This is a genomic window from Stutzerimonas sp. VN223-3 (genome assembly GCF_045999685.1).
GTDB classification, from domain to species: domain Bacteria; phylum Pseudomonadota; class Gammaproteobacteria; order Pseudomonadales; family Pseudomonadaceae; genus Stutzerimonas; species Stutzerimonas stutzeri_AR.
In genome coordinates this window covers 724,399-746,226 of sequence record NZ_RBEC01000002.1, presented here as the reverse complement: position 1 = coordinate 746,226, position 21,828 = coordinate 724,399, and the positions used below count along the sequence as shown (strand labels likewise).

The 21,828-nt window shown below is 65.5% G+C and carries 2 protein-coding genes; both read right to left on the bottom strand.

The features are described from left to right. Positions 1–4 precede the first annotated feature (4 nt). Positions 5–1,684: a ShlB/FhaC/HecB family hemolysin secretion/activation protein gene (locus D7241_RS12180; protein WP_408101744.1), complete on the bottom strand. Its 1,680-nt coding sequence runs from the start codon at positions 1,682–1,684 to the stop codon at positions 5–7. After that, entirely contained in the window at positions 1,672–21,702 is a 20,031-nt protein-coding gene (locus D7241_RS12175) for a leukotoxin LktA family filamentous adhesin (protein WP_408101743.1), read from the bottom strand. Before D7241_RS12175 ends, D7241_RS12180 begins: the two co-directional genes overlap by 13 nt. Positions 21,703–21,828 lie beyond the last annotated feature (126 nt).

Below are 21,828 nucleotides of genomic sequence, written 5' to 3'. Positions count from 1 at the left end.
GCGATTAGCGAAGGGTAATCTGCGCCAGGACTTGTCCGCTATCCTGGTCAGGCACCACGTCGGTGAGAGTATTGGCGGCAACCACGCTGACGCTCAGGTGCTTGCCCCAGTTGAAGTTGAGCCCGACGCCGATGCTGTCGAGGTCCACGTCCGCCGTGCCCAGCTCCATGGCGCGACCGTAGTCGAAGAACACGAACGGCTGCCACCGCTCGCTGTAATTCCAGTAGGCCTCAAGATTCAGCGTCATACCCTGTGGTGCAGCGATCACGCCCGGATCGTAGCCACGGACGCTGCTGATGCCGCCGAACTGATAGAGCAAGGTGGACGGCAGCGTTTCGGTATCGCTGGCGTACTGCCAACCGAGGCGGCCCACGACTTCAAACCGCTGCTCCGCCAACGAGCGGCTCAGGTAGGCCGTGCCGTTGAGCAGCTGGTAGCTGCCGCTTTCGCCGGTGACCTGGTTGTCGGTGTTGGCCTGCCGGATGCGCTGTTCATAGCGCGCATACCACGGTGCCGCGCGGTATTCGAACTGGCCCTTGAGCACGATCTCGTCGACGCTGGTTTCGCTGAGCGCGAGCCCTTCGATGGTGGTCTCGGATTCCTGGTGATTCCAGCCAAGGCCGCCGAGCAGCAACCACTGGCGATCGATCCACCAGGGCTGGTCGTAACCCAGGCCGTAGGTCTGCGACTCGCCCTCGATGTTCAACGCGGCGAACGGCCCGGTCTGAATTTCCAGCGTGTTGGCCCCGGCCTCGACATAGGCGATGCCGTTGTAGCGGTTGACCGGACGGCTGTAGCGCAGGCTGCCGTACTGCGAACCGGAGGTGGCAACGACGATGGCGCTGAACGCATCCGCCACGCCAGTCGGCGAGAACCAGGTGGCCGTTCCGCCGTACTGCTCGCGACCGGTGCCTTCGTTGCCATAGTTGTTGACGAAGGCCGACCACTGAAAGGTGCCGGGCTCGAACGCCTCGAGCTCGACGCGTGTGGTGCCGAAACTCTGGCCCGGCGCCAGGCTGGCGGTGACCTGGGGTCCCGGCGTGGTGGCATTGAAGCGCTCGATCGAATTCATCAGCGCCAGGCTGTCCAGCGTCTCGCCGGATTGTACCGGCATGCGCGCCTCGTAGAACGCCTGGTCGACCTTCGGCGGCTGCCCCTGCCAGATCACTTGGTCGACTTTCGCCTCCACCAGCACGATCCTCAGGCGGCCATCGCTCAGTGTCTGTGGCGGGATCAGCGCCCGGGCGGTGAGCTGGCCCTGCTGTTCGTACAGAGCGTTCACTTCACGCAGCAGCGCGTTGAGGTCGGCGAAGGTGATCGGGCGACCGATGTACGGCCGCGCCAGTGCTTCGAGCGTTTGCTTCTCCAGGAATACCGAGGCATTGAAACTGATGCCGCTGAGCTCGAAGCGCTCGCCCTGCTCGGGCAACTGCTGCGCATCCGGCGCCTCGCCCTTGAGCGCCGGCACCACGACCCGCCTGGCGCGCTCCTCGATGGCTTGCTGGCGCTGGTTGCGCTCCAGCTGCTCGCGTTGCAAACCGGGGTCGATCTGCCCCGGCACGCCGGCCGGCGGCACCTGGGCCTGCGCTTCACCGGCCAGCAGCAGAGCGAGCCCCAGCGCATTCAGTCCGCAACGGCCGACAACGGCAAGACCTGGCCATCGCGATACGTTCAAAGCTCCCACTGCGTTGCTCCGGTTGCCCCGTACGAGGCAGGCATTTGGCTGTTGACTCGGTTGTCCACCGGGCCCTGATTGATCGGCGGCTGGCTGCGGCTGGCCGCTTGCTGTGCGGCGGCAACGGCCGCAGCGGCGGCTGCCTGCGCCGCCTGAGCGGCCTGCTGGGCGGTTTGAGCGGTCACCACGCCGACCATCTGCTCGACATAACGCGCCGCACTCACGCCCTGTACCAGCACCCCCGTCGGCTGCACCGCGTGCTCTTCGCTGAAGTTCTGCACCAGCACTTGGTGAGTGGACTTGCGGTGCAACACATAAGCGCTGGTCGTACTGGTCAAGGCGTCTTGCTTGAGCTGGAACGCCTTGTCCAACTCGTACAACTGCACATCGGCGTCGGCGCGATAGGCAGGCGTCAGGTTATCGGCAATGACTGTGGCTTCTGCGGTGTACAGCGACAGATGGTCGACGCCCATGGCGTCCTGAAGATCGATGCGGCTGCCATCGGTGCGGATTACGCTGTCGATGGCGTACAGGCGTGGAGAAAGGATGTCTGCCGCGCTCAGGTGCGTGGTGAACCGACGGGCCAGCGCCTCGTCGCTACCTTCCACCCACATGTTCAGCTGACCCGAACCGGTGTGACGGCCATAGAGCTCGATGTCCTGGCCGTGCAGGTCAACGGACTGCCCAAGATTGGCATCAGCCACGCGGATCAGGTTGCCGGCCCACAGGCTTAGCGTCGGTGCAGTGACCTGGCCGAGCAGCACGTCGGCGTTGCCCGCTACCTGATTGCGCCAGCCGGCATTTACGGTCGCGCCCTGGTCGGCGCGCAGCACGTTGCCCCGGGTGGTCATCAGGCTGTCGAGCAGCGCCTGGCCGTTGGCCAGCAGGCGGTTGAAGAAAACGCTTTCGTCCACGTGCCAGTGCTGCGAGCCCAGGCTCTGGCTGGTGCCAGCGATATTGACCAGGCCGCGCGCCAGCAGATCGATGTCGCTGCCCGAGCTCAGGTTGGTGAAGCGCAGGCTGTGGCCGTCGACCTCTATATCGCTGGCCTCCATGCGCTCGCCGGTGATGTCCCCACCAGCCGACAGACGCCCATCGCCGCCGGCGAGCAGGTTGCCGAAGTCGATGGTCTGTGCCGCATCCCAGTGCTGGTAGCCCTGGCTCGTGCTGGTGCCGGTGACTTTGATCAAGCCGCGCGCCTGCAGATCGGTGTCGCTGCCCGAGGTCAGGTTGGTGAAGCGCAGGCTGTGGCCGTCGACTCGGATCTCGCTGGCCTCCATGCGCTCGCCGACGATATCGCCCCCGGCCGACAGACGCCCATCGCCGCCGGCGAGCAGGTTGCCGAAGTCGATGGTCTGCGCCGCATCCCAGTGCTGGTAGCCCAGGCTCGTGCTGGTGCCGGCGACCTTGATCAGGCCGCGCGCCAACAGGTCGATCTGCTCGCTGGCCTGCAGATCGTCTATCAGCAGGTTCTGGCCCTGGACTTCGATCTTGCCGTTGGCTGCGCTGATTACCGGCGTGACCACATTGCCCGAGGCGCTGACCACGACGTCGCCGTGCAGCATCTGGCCTTCGTACGGCAAGCCAGTGGAGACGATACCGTCGCCGACCGTGACGTCGCCGTTGGCTGCAATCAAGGTGATATTGCCGCCGGCGGTCACGCTTTCGCCGATATTGATGTACTGACCCGATTCGATACTGGCATGGCGACCGGCACGCACGCCCTTGAGGTCGACCTTGCCGGCGATGATGAACTTCAGGTCCCGGCCTGCTTCGGCGTAACCGCTGACGTTGAGGTCGCGGCCCACGCCCACGGTGAGGTCGCGCCCGGCCTTCAGCGAGTAGGTGCCGCCGAACTTCACGGTCGGCATGTTGAGGTCGCCGTTGGCAATGATCGACACGTCGCGCTTGGCGTCGACCAACAGGCCGGTGATGTTGCCCTGCTGATCGTCGAGCAGGCCGGTGCTCTGCAGGAACACGTCTTCGTCCAGGCTCTGGGCGCGGCCGAAGAACAGGTTGCGGCCGATCAGCGTGACCAGCTGCTTCGCCTCGGCATTGCCACCGAACACATCTCCGTCGGTTTTCACCAACAGGTTCTGATCGGAATACAGGTGCGCCGGCACCAGCACGTTCGGGTCGTTCGGATCGGCCAAGACGCCGAAGCGAATGGTACCCAACGAGCCGGCGACGGTGGTCAGGCTGAGATCCCCACCCGAGCGGCCACTGAGGATGCTCAGATCACCGTTGGTTTCCACGGTCAGGGTATCGAAGGCCGTCACGTCGCCGAGAACGGAACTGCCGGCGTCCAGGCGTACCCAGCGCTGCGCGCTGGTCAGCGTATCCGCGGCGAACAGGCCGGCCGCCTTCAGCGACAGCACGCCGGTGGCGCTGTCGAGCAGGCCAAGTTCGGCGCTGCCGACATCGTAGGTGACATCGCCGCCGACGTGGGCGGTGGCACCGATCCAGTCGCCCGCACCGCTGACGGCGAGTGTCCCGTCGACATTCAGCGTGCCGTATTGCAGCAGGGTGCCGGCGACACCGCGGTGGGTCAGATCGGTATTGCCACTGACGTCAGCCAGGGCGAGGCTCATCGGCCCGGTGACGTCCAGGTCGAGATCGCCGATGATGTCCAACGCGTCGATCCGAGTGGCGCTGCCCAGGGTGAAGGTGGCATCACCGTCGTCGGTGGTCAGCGAACCCAGTTGCAGGTCGCCGCTCAGGGTGTGCTGCACGTCGCCGACCAGGTCGGCATCCGTGACGTTGGCGTTCACCGCCTTCAGCGTCCAGCCCTGCTGGCCGCTGAGCTGGGTCAGTTTCAACAGGTCGCCGCTCAGGCCCATGTCGACCTGCCCCTGGACGGTGGCGTCCCCGAGGCTGGCGTCGGTGCCCTTGAGCGTCCAGCTGTTGCCACCGGTGAAGCTGTTCAGCGTCAGCAGATCGGTCAGGGTCAGGTTGGCCGCACCGGTGACATTCGCTGTGTCGACGGTGGTCTTGCCGCCGTTCAGTGTCCACAGGCCGCCCGCCTTGAGGCTGGTCATGTTCAGCTCGCCGGTTACGGTCTGCACCACATTGCCCGCCAGGTCGGCGCTGTCGACAGTGGCGCTGGCCGCCGTCAGGTTCCAGCTACCTTCACCTTCCAGCGTGCCGAGCTGCAGGTTGCCCGTCAGGGTGTGCTGCATGTTGCCGACCAGATCGGCGTCGGTGATGTTGGCGTTCACCGCCTTCAGCGTCCAGCCTTGCTGGCCGGTCAGTTGGGTCAGCTGTTGCAGGTTGCCGCTCAGGTCCATGTCGACCAGGCCCTGGACGGTGGCAACACCGAGGCTGGCGTCGGTGCCCTTGAGGGTCCAGCTGTTGCCGCCGGTGAAGCTGTTCAGCGTCAGCAGGTCGGTCAGGGTCAGGCTGGCCGCACCGGTGATATTCGCTGTGTCGACGATGGTCTTGCCGCCGTTCAGTGTCCACAGGCCGCCCGCCTTGAGGCTGGTCATGTCCAGTGCGCCGGTGATGGTCTGCACCACACTGCCCGCCAAGTCGGCGCTGCCGACGGTGGCGCTGGCGGCTGTCAGGTTCCAGTTGCCTTCGCCGTCCAGATTGCCCAGTTGCAGGTCGCCGGACAGGGTGTGCTGTACGTTGCCGACCAGATCCGCATCGGTGACGTTGGCGTTCACCGCCTTGAGCGCCCAGCCTTGCTGGCCGGTCAGTTGAGTCAGCTGTTGCAGATCGCCGCTCAGGTCCATGTCGAACAGCCCCTGAACAGTCGCCTGGCCGAGGTTGGCATTGGTGCCCTTAAGGGTCCAGCTGTTGCCACCGGTAAAACTGGTCAGCGTCAGCAGATCGGTCAGGGTCAGATTAGCGGCACCGGTGACATTCGCTGTGTCGACGGTGGTCTTGCCGCCGTTCAGTGTCCACAGGCCGCCCGCCTTGAGGCTGGCCATGTCCAGCGCGCCGGTGATGGTCTGCACCACATTGCCCGCCAGGTCGGCGCTGCCGATGGTGGCGCTGGCCGCCGTCAGGTTCCAGTTGCCTTCGCCGTCCAGCGTGCCCAACTGCAGGTCGCCGCTCAGGGTGTGCTGCACGTTGCCGCCAACGGTGGCGCTGCCGACCGTTGCACTCGCCGCGTCGAGCATCCAGTTGCCGTGGGCGGCCAGGGTGTCCGCTTCGAGGTCGCCGGAGAGGTCGATCAGCAGCCCGCCTTCGAGGCTCTGTGCATTGCCGAGCCGCAGGCTGGCGCCAGCAAGGTCGAGATCGTCGCGCGCGCTGAGGCTGGCGATGTCCACCAGCCCGGCACCACGCAGTTGCACCGCGCCGGCGAGGCTGCTCACCGAGGTCAGCTCCAGCGTGCCTCGGCTCACCAGGAACTGATCGCCCGCGGTGACCAGCGAGCCGCCCCGGATGCCGGCCGTCAGATTGGCGTAGAGCCGCCCGGTGGTGCTGCCGATGTCCAGGTTCTGGCCGGCCAGCGTGGCGTAGAGCGCGCTGCTGCCGATATCGCCATAACCGCGCAGGCGCAGCGTGTTGGCGCTAGTCCAGGTGCTGCCCGCCGAGGTGGTGGCCAGGGTGTAGGCCTCGATATCGAGGCTGGCGTTGGTGCCGGTGGTGACCAGGTCGGCCAGCGTGGCCGCGCCGTTGACCCGGGCGAACAGCCCGTTGGCGGCCGTTACCGAGCTTCCGTCAGCCATGGTCCAGTTGCCGCCGAGGGTGGCGTACAGGCCGCCGAGGCTCCAGTCGCCGGTTTGCGTCAGGTCGCGGGTCTGGCCGATGTCCAGGGTGCCACCGACGGTTGCATCGCCCAGGCGCAGAATGCCCGCGCTGCTGGCCGTGCCTTGCAGGCCGCCGATCCAGGCGTTGCCGTCGATATCCAGAACGATCTCGTCGTTGACCCCGCCCGTGCCGATCTGCACGCGATCGTCTTCGCTACCGACGTCGCCGCTAACCGTGAGGTTGACCGCGCCGCCCAGCAGGTTCTCGCCCAACTGGCTGGCGGAGCTCAGGTTGCCGAGTACCTTCAGCGTCAGCGAATCGACGCCTGTCAGTCGCTGAATGCTCAGGTTGCCGTGGTTGATCAGGTGCAGCAGGTCGGCGCGTGCCGTCAGGTTGCCGGTGACCTGAGTGTGCAGTCCGCCGTTGGCGCCGATCGAGCCGTTGCCGGCTTCCAGCACCACGTCATGCCCCTTCACCACCACGTTGCCGCCGTTGGCGCTTTCGATGTTGCCATCGGTCTTGATGCGCACGGTCTGGCCGTCGACGTTGTAGATGTTGAAGTCCTGCTGGCCGCCCAGGTAGATGTCGCCGTCCGCGGTGGCGCTGATGGTGCCGGTGGCGGTGACGTTGACGTCGTCGCGCTGGGCGATGCTGAAACGCAGCGGGTTGGACGCGTCGAAGTAGATGTCATCCTGTTCGGCCCCGGCCAGCGCGGCACGCTGGGCGGTGGTCAGGCTGGCTGCCCCGCCGCTGAGGTCGATGACCACGTCGGCGTCGAGCAGCTTGCCGATGCGGTTGGCATCGAGGCTGACGTTGCGGCCCTGGACGTTCATCGTCTCGTTGGTCGCGCTTGAGCCGCTGCCGCGGTTGAGCAGGCTGGAGGCGATCGAATAGCGCAGCTGGTCACTGGTCCAGGCGGCGGTGCTGTCCAGCGCCTGGCTGTCGCCGGCCTCGAGCGCGTACTGGTAGGACGCGCTGTACGCCTGGGCGCCGAACTCGGCGTTCATCGCCTTGTAGTCGTCGATTCGGCGGGTCTGCTCAGCGGTGATCTTAGCGTCGCTCCAGCCCAAGGCCTTGAGCTGATCGACTTGTGCCGCGCCGAGCTTGGCCTGGTTTTCGTCGAAGATGGCCGCCTGCCAGCTGCCGTCCGGATTCTGGGTCAGCTGACGCAGCTGCCAGTAACGGGCGTAGCGCTGGTTGCCGGCGTCGATCAGGGTTTGCTTCTGCTCGGCCAGGGCCGCGCTGGCCTGGCTGCCGGTCAGGCCCATGCTGTCCCAGAGGTCCTGCAACTCGCTCAGGCCGCGCTCGTCGTAGCTGACGTCACTGTTGCCGTCGAGCAGGTCGCCGTTGCGGACCTTGATCGCCACGTCACCGCCGGTGGAAACGATCTGGTCGAGCCAGAGGTCGCCGCTGACTTCCTCGACGAACACCCCGGTAGTGCCGGACGCCTTGAGCAGGGCCGGGTTGTCGCTGCTGGGGCTGCCGGTATCGAGGTTGAGCAGCGCGGTGCTGCTGCCGATGCTGCCGGACGCGTCCAGGGTGATCGACTTGCCCTTTACCACCACGCCACCGTTGGCGCTGATGTTGCCCTGCGCCGCCAGGCTGACGTTGCCATTGGCCGCTTCCAGGCGGCTCAGATTGACGCCCTGGTTGGCGGTGTACTTGAGCGCTTGCAGGTTGATGTTGCCCGTCGCCGCGTAGGCCGAGAGGTTGTTGCCCACCTGCACGCGCAGCGCCTGGATGCTGTCGCCGATGCCGTTGGCGACGTTCAGGGTCAGGTCCCTGGCGGCGATCATCGCGCTGTCGTTGGCCTGGGTGAGGCTCCCGCCGTTCCTGACCGTGATATTGGTCGCACCGTTCTGGTTGTAGATCGAACCCAACATCGTCACGCTGCCGTTCGAGGTCAGGTCGACCTTGCCGGCCTCATAGCCGATGAAGCTGATATTGATCGGCGAGTCGGCGCGAACGGTGTAGCGGTCGATCTCCTTGAAGCCTTCCAGATACACGCGGGTACGCGTGGTGCGGTACACCTGACACCAGATGAAATGTTTCTTGCAGTAGCCACCCATGCTTTCGTTGATCAGCTCTTTGGCATCGGTGGTGTAGCGCTGATCCTTCTGCGACAGCACCTGGCCTTCGCTGAGCGAGTAATAACTGCGGTAGGCGACCAGCTCGGCGTTGTTCGGATCCTTCAGTGCCAGATTGACCAGGCGCATCGTGGTAGCGATGTCGCCCAAAGGGAACTTGGCGTAGTCGATATAGAACGGCGACGAGCCCATGTACTCGGCGCCAGCAATCGGCGTGCTATCCCCTTTCTTGACGTCCAGGCTGAGCAGCGTGCCGTCTCCGGTCGGGATGAAGTCCCAGAACTTGTCCCAGTACTCGACCTTGGTCGTCGTCTCGCTGGTGTCGCGGCCCTGCAGCCAGACGTAGGTGCGCCCGGCGGTGGTGCTGTAAGTGGTGTCGCGACCGTTGCTGGTGCCCTTGAGGAAGGCCGAGGTGGTCTTCACCGCGTCGCTCCAGCCTTCGTAGCGCTGCACCTGGTCGCCGACATGGGTGTAGATGGTCGACCACACGCCATCGGTGGAGCCGGACACGCGGCCGACATCGTTAATCCGCAACGTGCCCTCCACGCCACTGCCCAGGTCGATGCCGCTGATGCGCAGCTGGCTGCCGGTGTTGTTCACCACCGCGACCTGGTTGTAGCCGTCGAGTACCTTCAGCTGGCCGTTGCCGGTGCTGAGGATGTGCCCGGTCAGTTCCATGTAGCCGCCGGCGACCTCGACCTTGTCGAGCACCAGGCTCTCGTTGCGGAAGTCGTAGCTGTAGCCCACGGTGCCGGTGCGGGCATCGGTCTGTACCAGTTGCACGACGGCCGCGCCGCCGCTCTTCCAAGCGTTGCGCAGGCTGTTGAGGCTGGCTAGGTCGGCATCGTTGATGGTGACTTTCCAGTCGGCGACACCGCTCTGCACCAGGCCGTTGATGTTCAGGTACAGCGCGTTGATGACCACGTTGTTGCCGGCCACGGTACTGGAGGCGGAACCGTTCAGCGTGCTGCCGTTGTTGTTCTTCGCCGGGTCGCCGCCGATATGGGTGAAGCCGTCGGTGTTGTTGAGGACGAAGTCCTGACCGGCACTGAGCTTGAGCGTTTGGCCGCGAATGTCGGCGTTGGCGTAGATGCTGCCGTAGGCGGCGGTCAGGGCGATCTCGCCGCGCTTGTTGAGTATCTGGCCGTTGACGTAGATGTCTGGCGCCGGCGCCTTCAAACCGCCGGCATCGCTGACGCCGTTCGCCGGGTTGTAGGTGTTGATGACGGTAATCTGCGGGCTGGGCGAGTTCTCGGCAACCTGGATGCTGCTGAAGCCGGCACCCGAGAGGGTCTTGTTCAGCGCGTTGATGTTGGCGTTGCTGCCGACCTTGACGTCGTTGAACAGCAGTTGCCCGCCTTCGCGATCCGGAATTTCCAGCCCCTTGAGGCTGAGGAAAGCGGCGCTGTTGTTGACGATCTCGATTTTCGCGTCGCCCGGTGCGTTGAGCTTGCCGGAGCCGACCAGCGCGTCGCCGGTGACATAGATGTTGCCCGGCCGCGCCAGGATCGGGTCGACGTCGAGGATCCACACCTGCAATTGGCCTGGCAGCGAGCCAGTGGCTGGGTTGCCGCCCATCTGCTTGTAAATCTTCGCCAGCGTCTGCTGCAGCAGGTTCAGCTCCGCCTGGAAGGCGGCCTTCTCGAACGGCGACAGGCCGTAGTTGGCCATCTGCGCGCGCAGCGTTTCGATGCGCGAGCTGATCAGCTGCGAGTATTCCCCGCTGCGCATGCTGTAGGTGATGCCGTCGCTGATCTTCGACACAATCGGCGCGACGGTGACCACGTCCGAATCCTGCAGATTGATGCTGTCAGCGTTGGCGGGATTGATCTCGACTCCGTTGACGTAATACTTCAGCCCGTCGATTTGCAGGCTCTGCTTGCTGTAGACGCCGGTATCGAACTGGCCGTTGACCGTCACGGTGGCGGTGCCGCCGTTGTTGGTCGAGCCGCCGGTGATGTCCAGCGATACGTTGCCGCCCAGAGCATTGAGCAGCGCTGCGGCTGCTTCACGGTAGAGGTCCTTGCCCACGCCCTGGCCGACCAGCACGCTGTAGCCCTTGCCGGCATAAGCGTAGATGTCGCCCACGCTGCGCGCGCTGACGCCGCTGGCGACGGTTACGTTGCTGTTGCGAATGTAGGTGGCGTCGGCTTCGGGGTCGTTCACCACCGGGAAGGCGGTGTTGTTCCACAGGTCGGTGCGCGCGGTCAGGGTCGCCTTGTTCATGGTTCCGGCGACGCTGTAGCCGGCATAGAACTTGGTGTCGCCATAGCTGAACAGCTTGGCGTTGCTGCCCACCAGCACGTCGTACTGGGCGCTGACCCTGGCCAGGCTCTCGCCCATGGCGGCGCCGGCCAAACCGTAAGTCTTGGCGTTGGCGCGAGCGTCGATGTCGTAGTTCCCGCTGGCCGAGAGGATCAGATCGCCGACGCTGTAGACATCCGCACTGCTGGCAATGTCGACCTTGGCATTGGCCTGGCTGACATCGATCTGCGAGACCGCCTTGGCAATGGAAATGGCGCCACCGCTGTCGAGCTTGACCTTGTCGCGGGCGAACACGCTGTTGAACGCCTGGATGCGCAGATGTTCCGGGTTGCGCCAGTCGCCATCGAGGCGCAGGCGCACGTTGCTGCCGACCAGACTCTGAGTGGTCAGCTTGATGGTGGTGGTGCTCAGCGCCGCCGCGGCATCGACCACGCCACCGGAGCCGGATTCGACGTTGTAGCCGCTGTCGGGTTTGGTGACCTCGGCGCGCGCGCTCTGGTCGTAGGCGCTGCTGGTCAGGTAGGAATTGCTCGCCAGTTCGGCGCTGGTCTTCAGGTCCAGGCGGTTCTGCGCATGGGCGCCGCTGGCGCCGACCAGCGCAGCATTGACGCTGTTGACGAAGGCGTTGAAGCGCGACTGATGCAGCGCCGACAGGGTGACCGCGCCGAGGCTGGACTGGCTGCTGCCGGTGCCGCGCGCGTACAGGTAAGCCTTGGTGGTGCTGTTGTCATCGGTGTTGGCGATGGACGCCGCACCGCTGACCAGACCGCCCTGACCGGCGGTGGAATGGGCTTCGTTGTCCACCGAGGCGCTGGCGGCCACGCTGAGTTTGCCGATGCCGCCGCTGAAGCGACCACCGACGAGCGCCTGGGTGGTGGCGTTGGCGCTGGCTTCGGCGACATGCGCACCGAGGGTGAGCAGGCCGAGTGCCGCGCCGGTGGTTTCCGCGTACTGACGGATGTCGATAGCGGCCAGGAAGCTCCACTGGCTGGCGTTGCCTACGCCGACGAACTCCGTGGAGTCGGTGCTGATCAGCTGGCTGGAGCTCTCGTTACGGGCCTTGGCCACCACCGCGTTGGCGGAAACGCCGATACCGCCGGCCACACCGAGGCCGTCCACATTCACCGAATCGGCATTGCCATTGCGGGCCACCTGACTGGTGAGGCTGGCTTGCGCCGCCTGCAGGCGCGCACCGGCGCCCAGCTTGAGCAGCGCTTCGGACTTAGCCAGGGCATCGATCACCGTGGCACCGGCGGATAGATAGCCGCCGAGGGAAACCCCCAGCGCCTCGGCGCTGACCTTCGGCATCGCCAGCGCCTTCAGCGTCAGCCCATTGCTGGCCAGCAGGCGCGCGTTGGTGCCGACCTCCACTTTCGCCTTGCTCTGATCGCGGGCGACCAGAATGCTGGCATTGACGCCGGCGAGGATGCCACCGGCCGCGCCGCGTGCAGTCAGCGTCGCCGGGCCGGCCGAGGTGGCGGACAGGTTGATGCTGTTGGCGGTGAGTACCGCGTTCGGGCTGACGCTGAGGCCGACCTGGCTGTCATGCGCGGCGACGCCGAGCACCAACCCCGCGCCGACCCCGACGCCGGCTGCTGCGCCGAGTGCATCGACTTTGACGGCCTGGGTATCGCTGGCGCTGCCATTCAGCGCGCCGCTGGCGGTCAGGGTGCCGCCAAGATTGGTGTTGACCTTGTTGTTCATCACCGCGACGCCGACCGAGGCGCCAAGGCCGACGCCGAAGCCCGCGCTGCCGCTCAGGCTCTGTACGGTCACTGCCGGATCGCTCTTCAGGCCCAGCGCTTCGGCTTTCACCGAGAGGCTGCCGGTGTTCAGCGTGCTGGACAGGATTTCCGCCGTGACCAGTGCATTCGATAGCGTGAAGGCGAACGCACCACCGGCGGCTGCCTCCATGCCGAGCACGGCGTTGCCAGCCAGGTTCCGGCTGTAGAGCTTGTCCTGGGCGCTGACCTCGCTGGCGCCGCCGACGGAGATGCTGCTGTCGCTGACCCGCGCCACCGTCTCGTGCTTGCGCGTGCTGGTGGCGCTGAAGCGATCACCCAGATCGTTCTTACTGCTGCTATTGACCGAGGTTTTCGCAGCGCTGTCCTTGACCGTGACCAGCTCGTACTCCTGGCTGGTCGAGTTCCACACGTAATCCTGATAGCTGAGATCGCCGGACTTGTCGGCGTTGCCCAAGCTGTTGGCCTGACTCAGAGTGCCGTTACCGCCCTTGTCCAGTTCGTCCAGCGGGTTGCTGGTCTGGCCGCCGGCCGTCACGGTGGTCGAGCCGGAGCCGAGCAGCAACAGGCCGATGCTGCCACCGAGCGCGGTGGACCCGGCGCCGGCGGTGACGGTGTTGAGCTGGAAATCGCCTTCGCGCAGCGCCTTGACGTTGAACGCGCCGGTGGCCTTCAGACTGCTGCGATCGAACAGCGCGCGGGTGGCGCTGTTGGCGACCAGCACGTTGGCGCTGCCGCCGATGGACATGCCGCCGACCGAGACGGCGCCGGCATTGCTCATCGCCCTGACGCTGTCCTTGGCATTAACGGTGAGGCTGCCGAGCTTGGCTGCGTCAGTGCCGAAGTCGGCCTGACTGGCGCCGGCTTCGGTGGTGGTTTCGATTACGCTGATGGCCGCCGAACCGGCCAGTGCGGCACCGCCGCCGCTGGCGCCGGCCGCGTTGAGCAGCAGACGGGTATCGTTGCTGGCCTCGATGTTCACCGCCGCACCGGCGCCCTGCACCGTGGTGTTGGCGTTGGTCAACGGCGCCGTCAGCGCTTCGCCGACCCAGGCGCGGGTCTGGCTCTGGTTGTAGACCATGACGAAGGTGCCGCCCGCCCCCACCGCGCCGCCGGCGATGGCCACGGCGTTCGGCGAAAGTTGTTGCAGTGCCGAGGCCTTCACCTTGAGCGATCCCACGGTCAGCGCACTGCCGCCATCGACCAGCGCCTCGGTGGTGCCCTTGAGCACCAGCAGGCCGGCGCTGCCGGCGCCACCGGTGATGCCCCCGGCAGCGCTGGCGATCACGCTGCTGGCGTACTGGCTGGAGCCGGCGTTGACCTCGGTGGCACCCTTGCTGGCCAGCGTGGTGCCGCGCAGGTAAGCGCGGGTTTCGCGGCTGATTACGGTGCTGTCGAGAGTGCCGGACAACGCGGTGACGCCCAGCGAGAACGACAGGCTGGCCAGGTAGCTGGCGCCGAAGCTGTGGCTGTTGGCGCCGACGCGCACGTTTTGCGCGCTGCCCGCGCCGCTGGCTTGGTTGACCTTGGCCGAATCGATGTAGGCGCTGGTGCTGCCGGCGATCACGCTGGTGTTGCTCAGGCCGGCGACGGCGCCGCTGTAGAGCGGCACGAAGGACGCCGAGGCGGTCACCGACATCTGTCCGACCTGCTGCAGCGAGCTGGCCTGCACTGCAAGGCCGGTGATGTTGCGCTTGCCGATTCCGAGGTTCGGTACCGGGTTGAACTGGCCGCTGCTGGCCCAGTATTCGTGATCGTCAGACGGCGCGTTGAGCAGCTCGCCGCTGTCGATTTCCAGGGTGTCGCTGGCGTCCTTGCCGAGGGCGCTGACCTCGGTGGTGCTGCCGTCGATATAGGCGGTGGTCTGGCTTTCGATCAGGTTGACGGTGACCGAGGCGCCGACGCTGGCGTTGCCGCTACCGGCCGCGGCGCCGGCAATGCCAATGATGCTGTCGATATTGCTGGCGCTGACGCCGAGGTTGTTCTGCGCGATGACCTTGGCGCCGCCGCCGAGGTGGGCGCGGGCCTGGGTCTGGATGATGTTGGTGGCGAACGAGCCGAGCACCGCGACGTTGCCGGCGCCGCCGCCGCTGATGGCCGCCGAGCGGATGGTCGCTGCGGAATCGGCATCCACCAGCAGCGTCGACAGGCCCCAGCCGGTGCCCTTGCTGCCGGTCAGCCTGGATTCGATCTCGCTGGCGACCCGGTTGATCGCCGTAGCCGCGCCGACTGCGGCGGTGCCAGCGCCGGCGGCGCCGCCGGCCAGTGCATTGATGGTGGAGCTATCACTGCTCAGCAGGCTCAGCTTGCCGGCCGTGCCGCCACTGTTCTCAACGCTCGCCAGCGTGACCGCGCCAATATTGTTGCTGGTGTTGGAGAACACGGCCGCGCCGGTCCCGGCACCTGCGCCGGACACCGCGATGGTGTCGATGCGGGCGCGAGTGGCCGCCTGTACCACCATTGGTGCAGCAGCCGACAGGGTCAGCAGGCTGTTGACGACCCTGGCCTGACGCTTCTGCTCGATGGTGCTGACGGCGACTGCGCCGGCCCCGGCACCCGTACCGGCGCCCTGTACGTTACCGGCCAGGGTCTTGATGTCGGCGTCACCCTCGATCACCTCGACATTGACCGCCGTGGCGCCGCTGACCGTGCTGCCGCTGAGCAGGGCGTTCTCTTCACCCTGAATGACATTGACCGCGATGGAGGCACCCGCCGCCGCCGTGCCCGCACCACCGCCACCGACCGCCGCCGAACGAATGTGTGCCGCCCCGCCGCTTTCCAGTAGCAATGAGCTCGTCAGGTTCAGCGTGGCATTGAGGATCTCCGCGTCGCGCTTGGCCAGGATGATGTTGTTGGCATTGGCCACGCCAACTGCCGTGGTGCCTGCGCCGCTGATGGCCCCGGCCAGGCTCCAGATGGTGCGTTCACCCTCGGCGGCGGATACGTTCAGCGAGCCGACGGTAAAGGTGCCGCCCTCGATGGCCGCGCGCTCGTCGCCCTCGAGAATGTTGCTGGTCGACGACCCGTTCACCGCCACGGTACCCGCACCGCCGCCAGCCACCGCGATGGCATAGATCGTCTGTTCGACGCCGCTGAGCAGGCTGGCGCTGGAGAAGCCGCTGATGGTGCTGTCTTTCACCAACGCAGTACGGTCGGCGCCGATGCGGTTGACCGAAATCGCGCCGCCCACCGCGGCCGTGCCACCGCCGGTGATCGAGCCGGTCAGCGAGGCGATGGTCAGACCATTGCCGCCGCTGGCATCCACGGTCAGCGCCTTGCCGCTGCCACTGGTGGTCAGCGTGCTGTTTTCCACCGATACGGTGTCGCTGCCGCCGATATTGTTGACCACGAAGGAACCGCCGACGCCCGCGGTGTTGCCGCCGGCCGCGTCGACGCCCAGGCCCCAGATTTCGCCATCCAGCGCGGAGCTCAAGGTGGCGTCGCCGGTGAGGTTGACGGTGCTATCCGCCAGCTTGGCCGTGCGCTCGGCATCGATCAGGTTGACCGCCACAGCCGCGCCGACCCCAGCGCTACCGCCGGCCGCGGCGAGATTGAAAGCGACCGACCAGATGCTCGCGCCGAGATTCGGCTGGCTGGCGGCGATGGCCAGGTTGCGCGCGCTCATGCTGGCGTTCTGCAACAGCGCTGTGGTGGTATCGGCGATGCGGTTGTAAGTCAGCGCGCCGCCCACGGCGACACCGCTGCCGGAGACTGCGCCGGACAATGCGGCGGTGATGATGCGGCTCTCCATACCGGCACGCAGGGAGGCATCGCCGGTCAGGGTGTAGGTGCCGTTGGCGATTTCCGCGTTGACCGTCTGCTGCATGTCACTGAGGCTGAAGGCGCCGCCGACCGATGCATTCTGGCTGCTGCCGGTGATGTTGCCAGCCAGCGAATAGGAGCCACCGCTCTTCACCGCCGTGACGCTCAGGTCGTCGGCCTTGAGCGTGCGCCCCGTCATGTCGAGTGTGGCCTCGACACTGCCGCGCGCGATGACGATGGTGCCCGAACCGGATACTGCGGTGCCGTTGCCACCGGCCGCGCCGATGGCGGCCGCGAGCACGTCGGTATTGTTGCTGGCGGCGATATTCAGGTCGCCGGTCAGGTCGATGGCGGTATCGGCCACGCTGGCGCTGTAATCGCTGCCGGTGTAGACCACGCCCAACGCGCCGCCGACCGCGGCCTTGCCACCGGTGGCTGCGAGGTTGCCGGCGATGCCGAGCACCGCTTCGCCGGCCAGCTCGCCAGTGAACAGGTTGTGTGAACTGGTAGTGCCGGCGTCGCCACCTTCATCGAACAGGTCGTCGTCGGTGGCCACCTGGCCATCGATGCCCTCGGTAGTGCTCGAACCATCGAGGTCCAGCCCGGCGTCGGCCAGCGAGGTCTGCGCGGCCGTGCTGAACAGGCTGTCCAGCGCCTGTGCACCGGACACACTTTGAGCGTTCACATTCACCGCACCGCCGGTGAGCGACGAGGCGTTGCCGTTCTTGGCGTCCACCTTGGCGGTGACGTCGCTGTTCATCACCACGACGAACAGTGCGCCGGAGCCGGCGCCGCTTTCCTGCCCGGTGGAGATCGCCGCGCCGACGGCACCGGCGAGTACACGCGAGGCACTGTTTGCGGAGACATCGAGGCGCTTGAAGCCGGTCGCCGTGCTCCCCAGCCATTCAGCCTGCAACTTATTTAACACCAGGCCCAGCGCCAGGGCACCGCCGGCGCTGCCACCCTTGCCATTGCTGCCGGCGAACGCGCCGCCGCCGATCAGCAGGCGCGAGCGGTCGTAGGCGGTTACAGCGATGCCGTCGACCGACGCGCTGCGCTGCTCGACGCGGCTACTTTCCACCGCCGCACGGGTGGTATTGGCGACCACCGCGCCGGAGCCGGAAAGCGCCACGGCGACATTTGTGTTGCCGCCCGTGGATACCGACAACCCAAGGCCCATGGCGATCTGGTCGCCACCGCTGGCCGCCTGCACCTTGAGCAGGTCGTTGCTGTGCAACGTGGCGCCGGTCAGCAGCGCCTCGGTGACGTTGAACAGGTGGTTGTAGGCGACAGCGCCGGAAATGGCCGAACTGAATTCGCTCTTCTTGCCGCCCGCCAGGGTCAGCGCACCGGCGCCCGAACCGCTGAACTGGTTGGTCTGGTTCAGCGACAGCACGGTAACCTTGCTGCCCTTGGCCGGGTCACGCGGATCGAGCACGATGTCGCCGAGATGAGCGCGGGTCTTCTGTCCGGACACGTTGACGCTGCCGGAGCCTGCGATCGCCAGGGTCAGCTTGCTGCCGGGTTCCTGCCCGCCGGAGTCGCTGCCGCCGCTGTCCTTGCTGAACAGTCCGGTGAACTTGTCCCAGTAGCCCTTGAGCTTGTCCGGCACGTCGACGATGGTGTCCTTGACCTTCGTCGCCTCGGTCTTCGCGGCGGTGAGGCCATCGGTGACTCCGGAGATTCCGTTGGTCAGGGTTTGTAGCAACGCATCGCCCAGGCCGCTGGCCAGTTGCGTCGAGCCGGAATCCCCACCGCCGTCCTTTGCCGCCAGCTCTTCCTGTTGTTTCTTTTCTTCTTCGGTCTTGGCCATCGCGCCGGCCACCGAGAAGGCGCCGACCTGTCCGGTGCTCTCGGCGTTGACCAGCACTTCGTCGACTTTCCAAGTGGCCTTGGTCAGGCTGTTGGTCCCTGAACCGAGCACGTCGGACGGACGCCAGGCCCGGTTGTCACCAACCAGCGCGAGCACATCGGTGTCGAGGTAATTGACCGCCACGCTTGCACCGACGCCGGTGTTTTCAGACGAGGACAGCGCCCCGGCGGCACTCCACATGCCCAGCTTGTGATTGGCTTCGACACCGACCTGATCGGCATCGACGGCGGTGCTGTTGTGGATCGAGGCATGGACGGTGGCATCAGCCACGTTGACCACCACCGCGCCATTGCCGGCGACGCTGGCGCCCTTGCCCGCCGATGGGCTGATGCCGATCAGCAGCTCGTCCTGTTCGGCGTTTACCGTAATCCGTTTGGCTTTGAGCGTACCGTTGGCACCGATGCCGGCAATGGCCTGGTTGCCTGAGACCTGGACGTTAACGCCGGCACCGACCGCGCCGCCGTCAGAATTGTTGTTGAACAGTGACCACCAAAGGTTGCCGGTGATGCCGAGCTGCTGCACCTCGTTCTTGGCTTGTACAGCCAGCGGGCCGGCCCAGGACCAGCTAAGGTCCCGCAGGTCCTTGCGGCGGTCGAGCTCATCGCCGTCTTCGTCGTACAGCTTGTCGAGCACATCGAGCGGCTTGTTGCTCCAGCTGTCCGCGCTGGTATTGGTAGCGGTCAGCTTGACGTTGTCGCCGACCCAGGCGGTGGCATCGAGGTCGTTGATCAGCACCGAGAAGGAGCCGGTCATCGATAGCTTGTCGGCTTCGCCGGTGGAGTTGGCGTAGCTGGTGGACAGCATGCCGGGCACGTCTGGCAGGCTGCCGGCGAGCAGCTTGAGGTTGCTGTAGATGTCGTTCAGCGAACCCCAGCGGTCCAGGCCGTTGAGGTCGAGCAGCTGGATATTCTGCGCGCCAAGGCCGATGCGCCCGGCAGTGATGGTGCTGCCGTCGCCAATGAGTGCACGGGTTTGCTGCTGCAGCTGGCTGTACACCGCGGCGACGCTGAGCGAGACCTTGGTGCCGTCGTCCTTGTCGGCATTGGCGTTGACGGTGCTCTCCGCTGAGTTGTGCAGCGCGCTCTGCTGCTGCAGCGCCTGCACGCTGAGATCGCCAGTCAGCGACAGGGTCGGCGCCGTACCGTTGCTGCCGATGATCGCCTCGGCCTCGTGATCGGCGATACCGATGGCCAGCGCCGAAGCGAGGCGGAATTTGCTCTCTGTCGGCTTGGTTTCGCTGGGATTGGGGTTCATCCCGAACAGCGGCTTTACCTTGCTTGCAAGGTAGTCAGTAAGCGGTTTGGCGGTATTGATCGCCTTGGTGGTGACGAAATTTTCCAGGGCTTTTCCGGCCTGCACGCTCGAGCTGTTGCTCTGCTCGTAGACCATGTTGATGGCCGACACGTCGAGATTGCGCGTGCCGGCAAGGTCCGCATTCCAGACCGCACGGGTGGTGCTGTCGAACAGCGTCAGCGCGATCGCTGGGCCGCCGACGGCGCCTTCGCCGATGGACTTGAAGGTGACCTGGTTGCTCAGCTCCTGCTCGGTCAGCGCGGTCAGCGAGGCATCACGGCCGACGCTCAGTACTGCGCCCTTGTTCACCGTGGCGAGGGTGTCGATGTCCGTGTGGGCCATGCCGAAGGCGAAGCCGGCGGTGCTGGTCTGCTTGCCGTCGCCATCCTTGGAATTGGTGGCAGTCGACTCGAGCTTGAGGGTGTTGTCGCTCAGCGCGTTGATGACCAGATCCTGGCCAGCGGTCAGGCGGGCGCCGCTGGCGACATCGACTTGGGTGGTGCCACTCAGGCGACCGTAGGCAGCGCCGAGGTTAAACGGCAGCTTGCCGCTGAGTCCCGGAATCGCACCGGTGGAAGTGTCGACGTAGCGGGTGCTGTCGGCCTGGATCTTGATGTCGCGGAAGGATTGGATGACTGCGGTGGAGTCGACCTTCACATCGGCATCGGCGTTGGCGATGGCCGCCGTCAGGAACGGCAACAGCGCGGCCAGTTCGCTCCAGTTGCTTGGGTCGAGGCCGAGGGTGCCCAGATCAGTGGCTTGAGCAGTCTGGCTGCTGGCATCGCCGAGCGTATCGATGATGTTCGACCAGGTTTCGGCGTCGCTCCAGTTGTTGGCCTCTTTGAGCTTGGCGAAATCGGCGGCCAATGCGTCGCTGCTGAACAGGCTGCCCAGCAGGCTACCGGTGACGCGGGATTCGCTGGCCGCACGCAGGATGACGTCGCGACCGGTGATGCTGCCGGCAACGTCGATGGAGGCCGCCGCATCGGCGTAACCGCTCATCTGCTTGTCGAAGCCGACCGCGGTCACAGTAACGTCACCAGCGTTGGCCGTGCCGTTGGCATGGCCGGCGTCGAGCTTGGCGTCCTTGCCGATCATCACTTCGGCCTTGCCCAGGTGGGCAGCCAGGATGACTTTGGCCTGATCGGCTAGCTGGGTTTTCAGCTCCTCGACGGTCTGCGCTTCGTCGCCGGAAAAACTCTGGTCGCTGTTGGCGGTCAGGGTGATATTCCCGGACTTGCCGGTACCGGTGGTGCGGGTGTTGATCTGGGCTCGATCGCTGAGGGTGATCGACGGTGCCTCGACGGTGACGTTACCGCCGTTCTTGTTGAACTCACCATTGGCCAACAGCTTGGCGTCGCCCTTGAGTTCAACGCGCTTGCCGGCTTTGACCTGAACGCTGCCGCCACTGTTGTCGGCCATCAACGCGGCCAGCTCGCCGCTGATCTCCACACTGTCAGCGGCAACGATCTTGATCGTGCCGTTTTCCCGAGCGACGCCGGCACCGATGGCGACGTCGTCGACGTTCACGGTGCTGGCGAAGACGGCAGCGGCCACATCGGTGCCTGCTTGGAGCTGAGCGGCAGCACCGATCACTGCGGATGCAGCGAACAGATTAATGCTGGCGTTGCTGTTGACCTGGCCCTGGATTTCGACCGCACCATTGGAGGAGCGGTCCAGGGTGCCGTCCTTGAGCGCATCGACCAGATCGGCGGTTGCGCTGTCGCTGACCATATTGGCGCCACCCACTTTCGCACCCGTTGCGGCGAGCATCAGGTCGGTCATCGCCTGGGTGCTCGGGGTGGTCACGGTAAGCGATCCGACATTCACTACGCCGCTGGCCCCGACGACCATGCCGTGCGGGTCGGCAAAGATGATATTGCCGCCGATCTTGCCGTCCTTCAGGCCGTTAAGCGTACCGTTAACCACAGCCTTGGCGTCATGCACCAGGTTGACGAGGTTGGACGCACCGCCCGGCACATGCAGATTAACGGTGTTGCCGGTGTCGACTTCGAAGCGACCGAAGGAATTGAAGCCGGTCTGACCGCGCACCGACTGAGTGGTGATATCGGTCACCGCACCTGAAACGGTTATGGTCGTCTGGGTCTTGAGATCGTTGAGCAGAACGCCCGTATTGGGGTTGGCATAGCTGCCGTTATGCAGGGTGATGGTGTTGCCAGCAAGGGCTCCGACAGGGAACGCTCCGAAAGAAGCGATCAACGCAGCGGTAATGCGATTAGGTGCAAACCGTTGAGAATTAATACCGCGACTGTTGCGACGAAACGAAGAATTACGCTTGACAGCCATGGTGAGTCTCGCTGATCCGTCCCCTGGGCAGCGTATTCTCTAGGAACTTTACAAATTCAGGAAGATCATTTTGCCATTATATTGACATTACATTGGCATCATGAATGAAGTTATTAATGGCGCCTG

Bases quoted from the DNA above. Each gene is read 5' to 3' on its own strand.
- D7241_RS12175 (WP_408101743.1), bottom strand. From the start codon at position 21,702: ATGGCTGTCAAGCGTAATTCTTCGTTTCGTCGCAACAGTCGCGGTATT.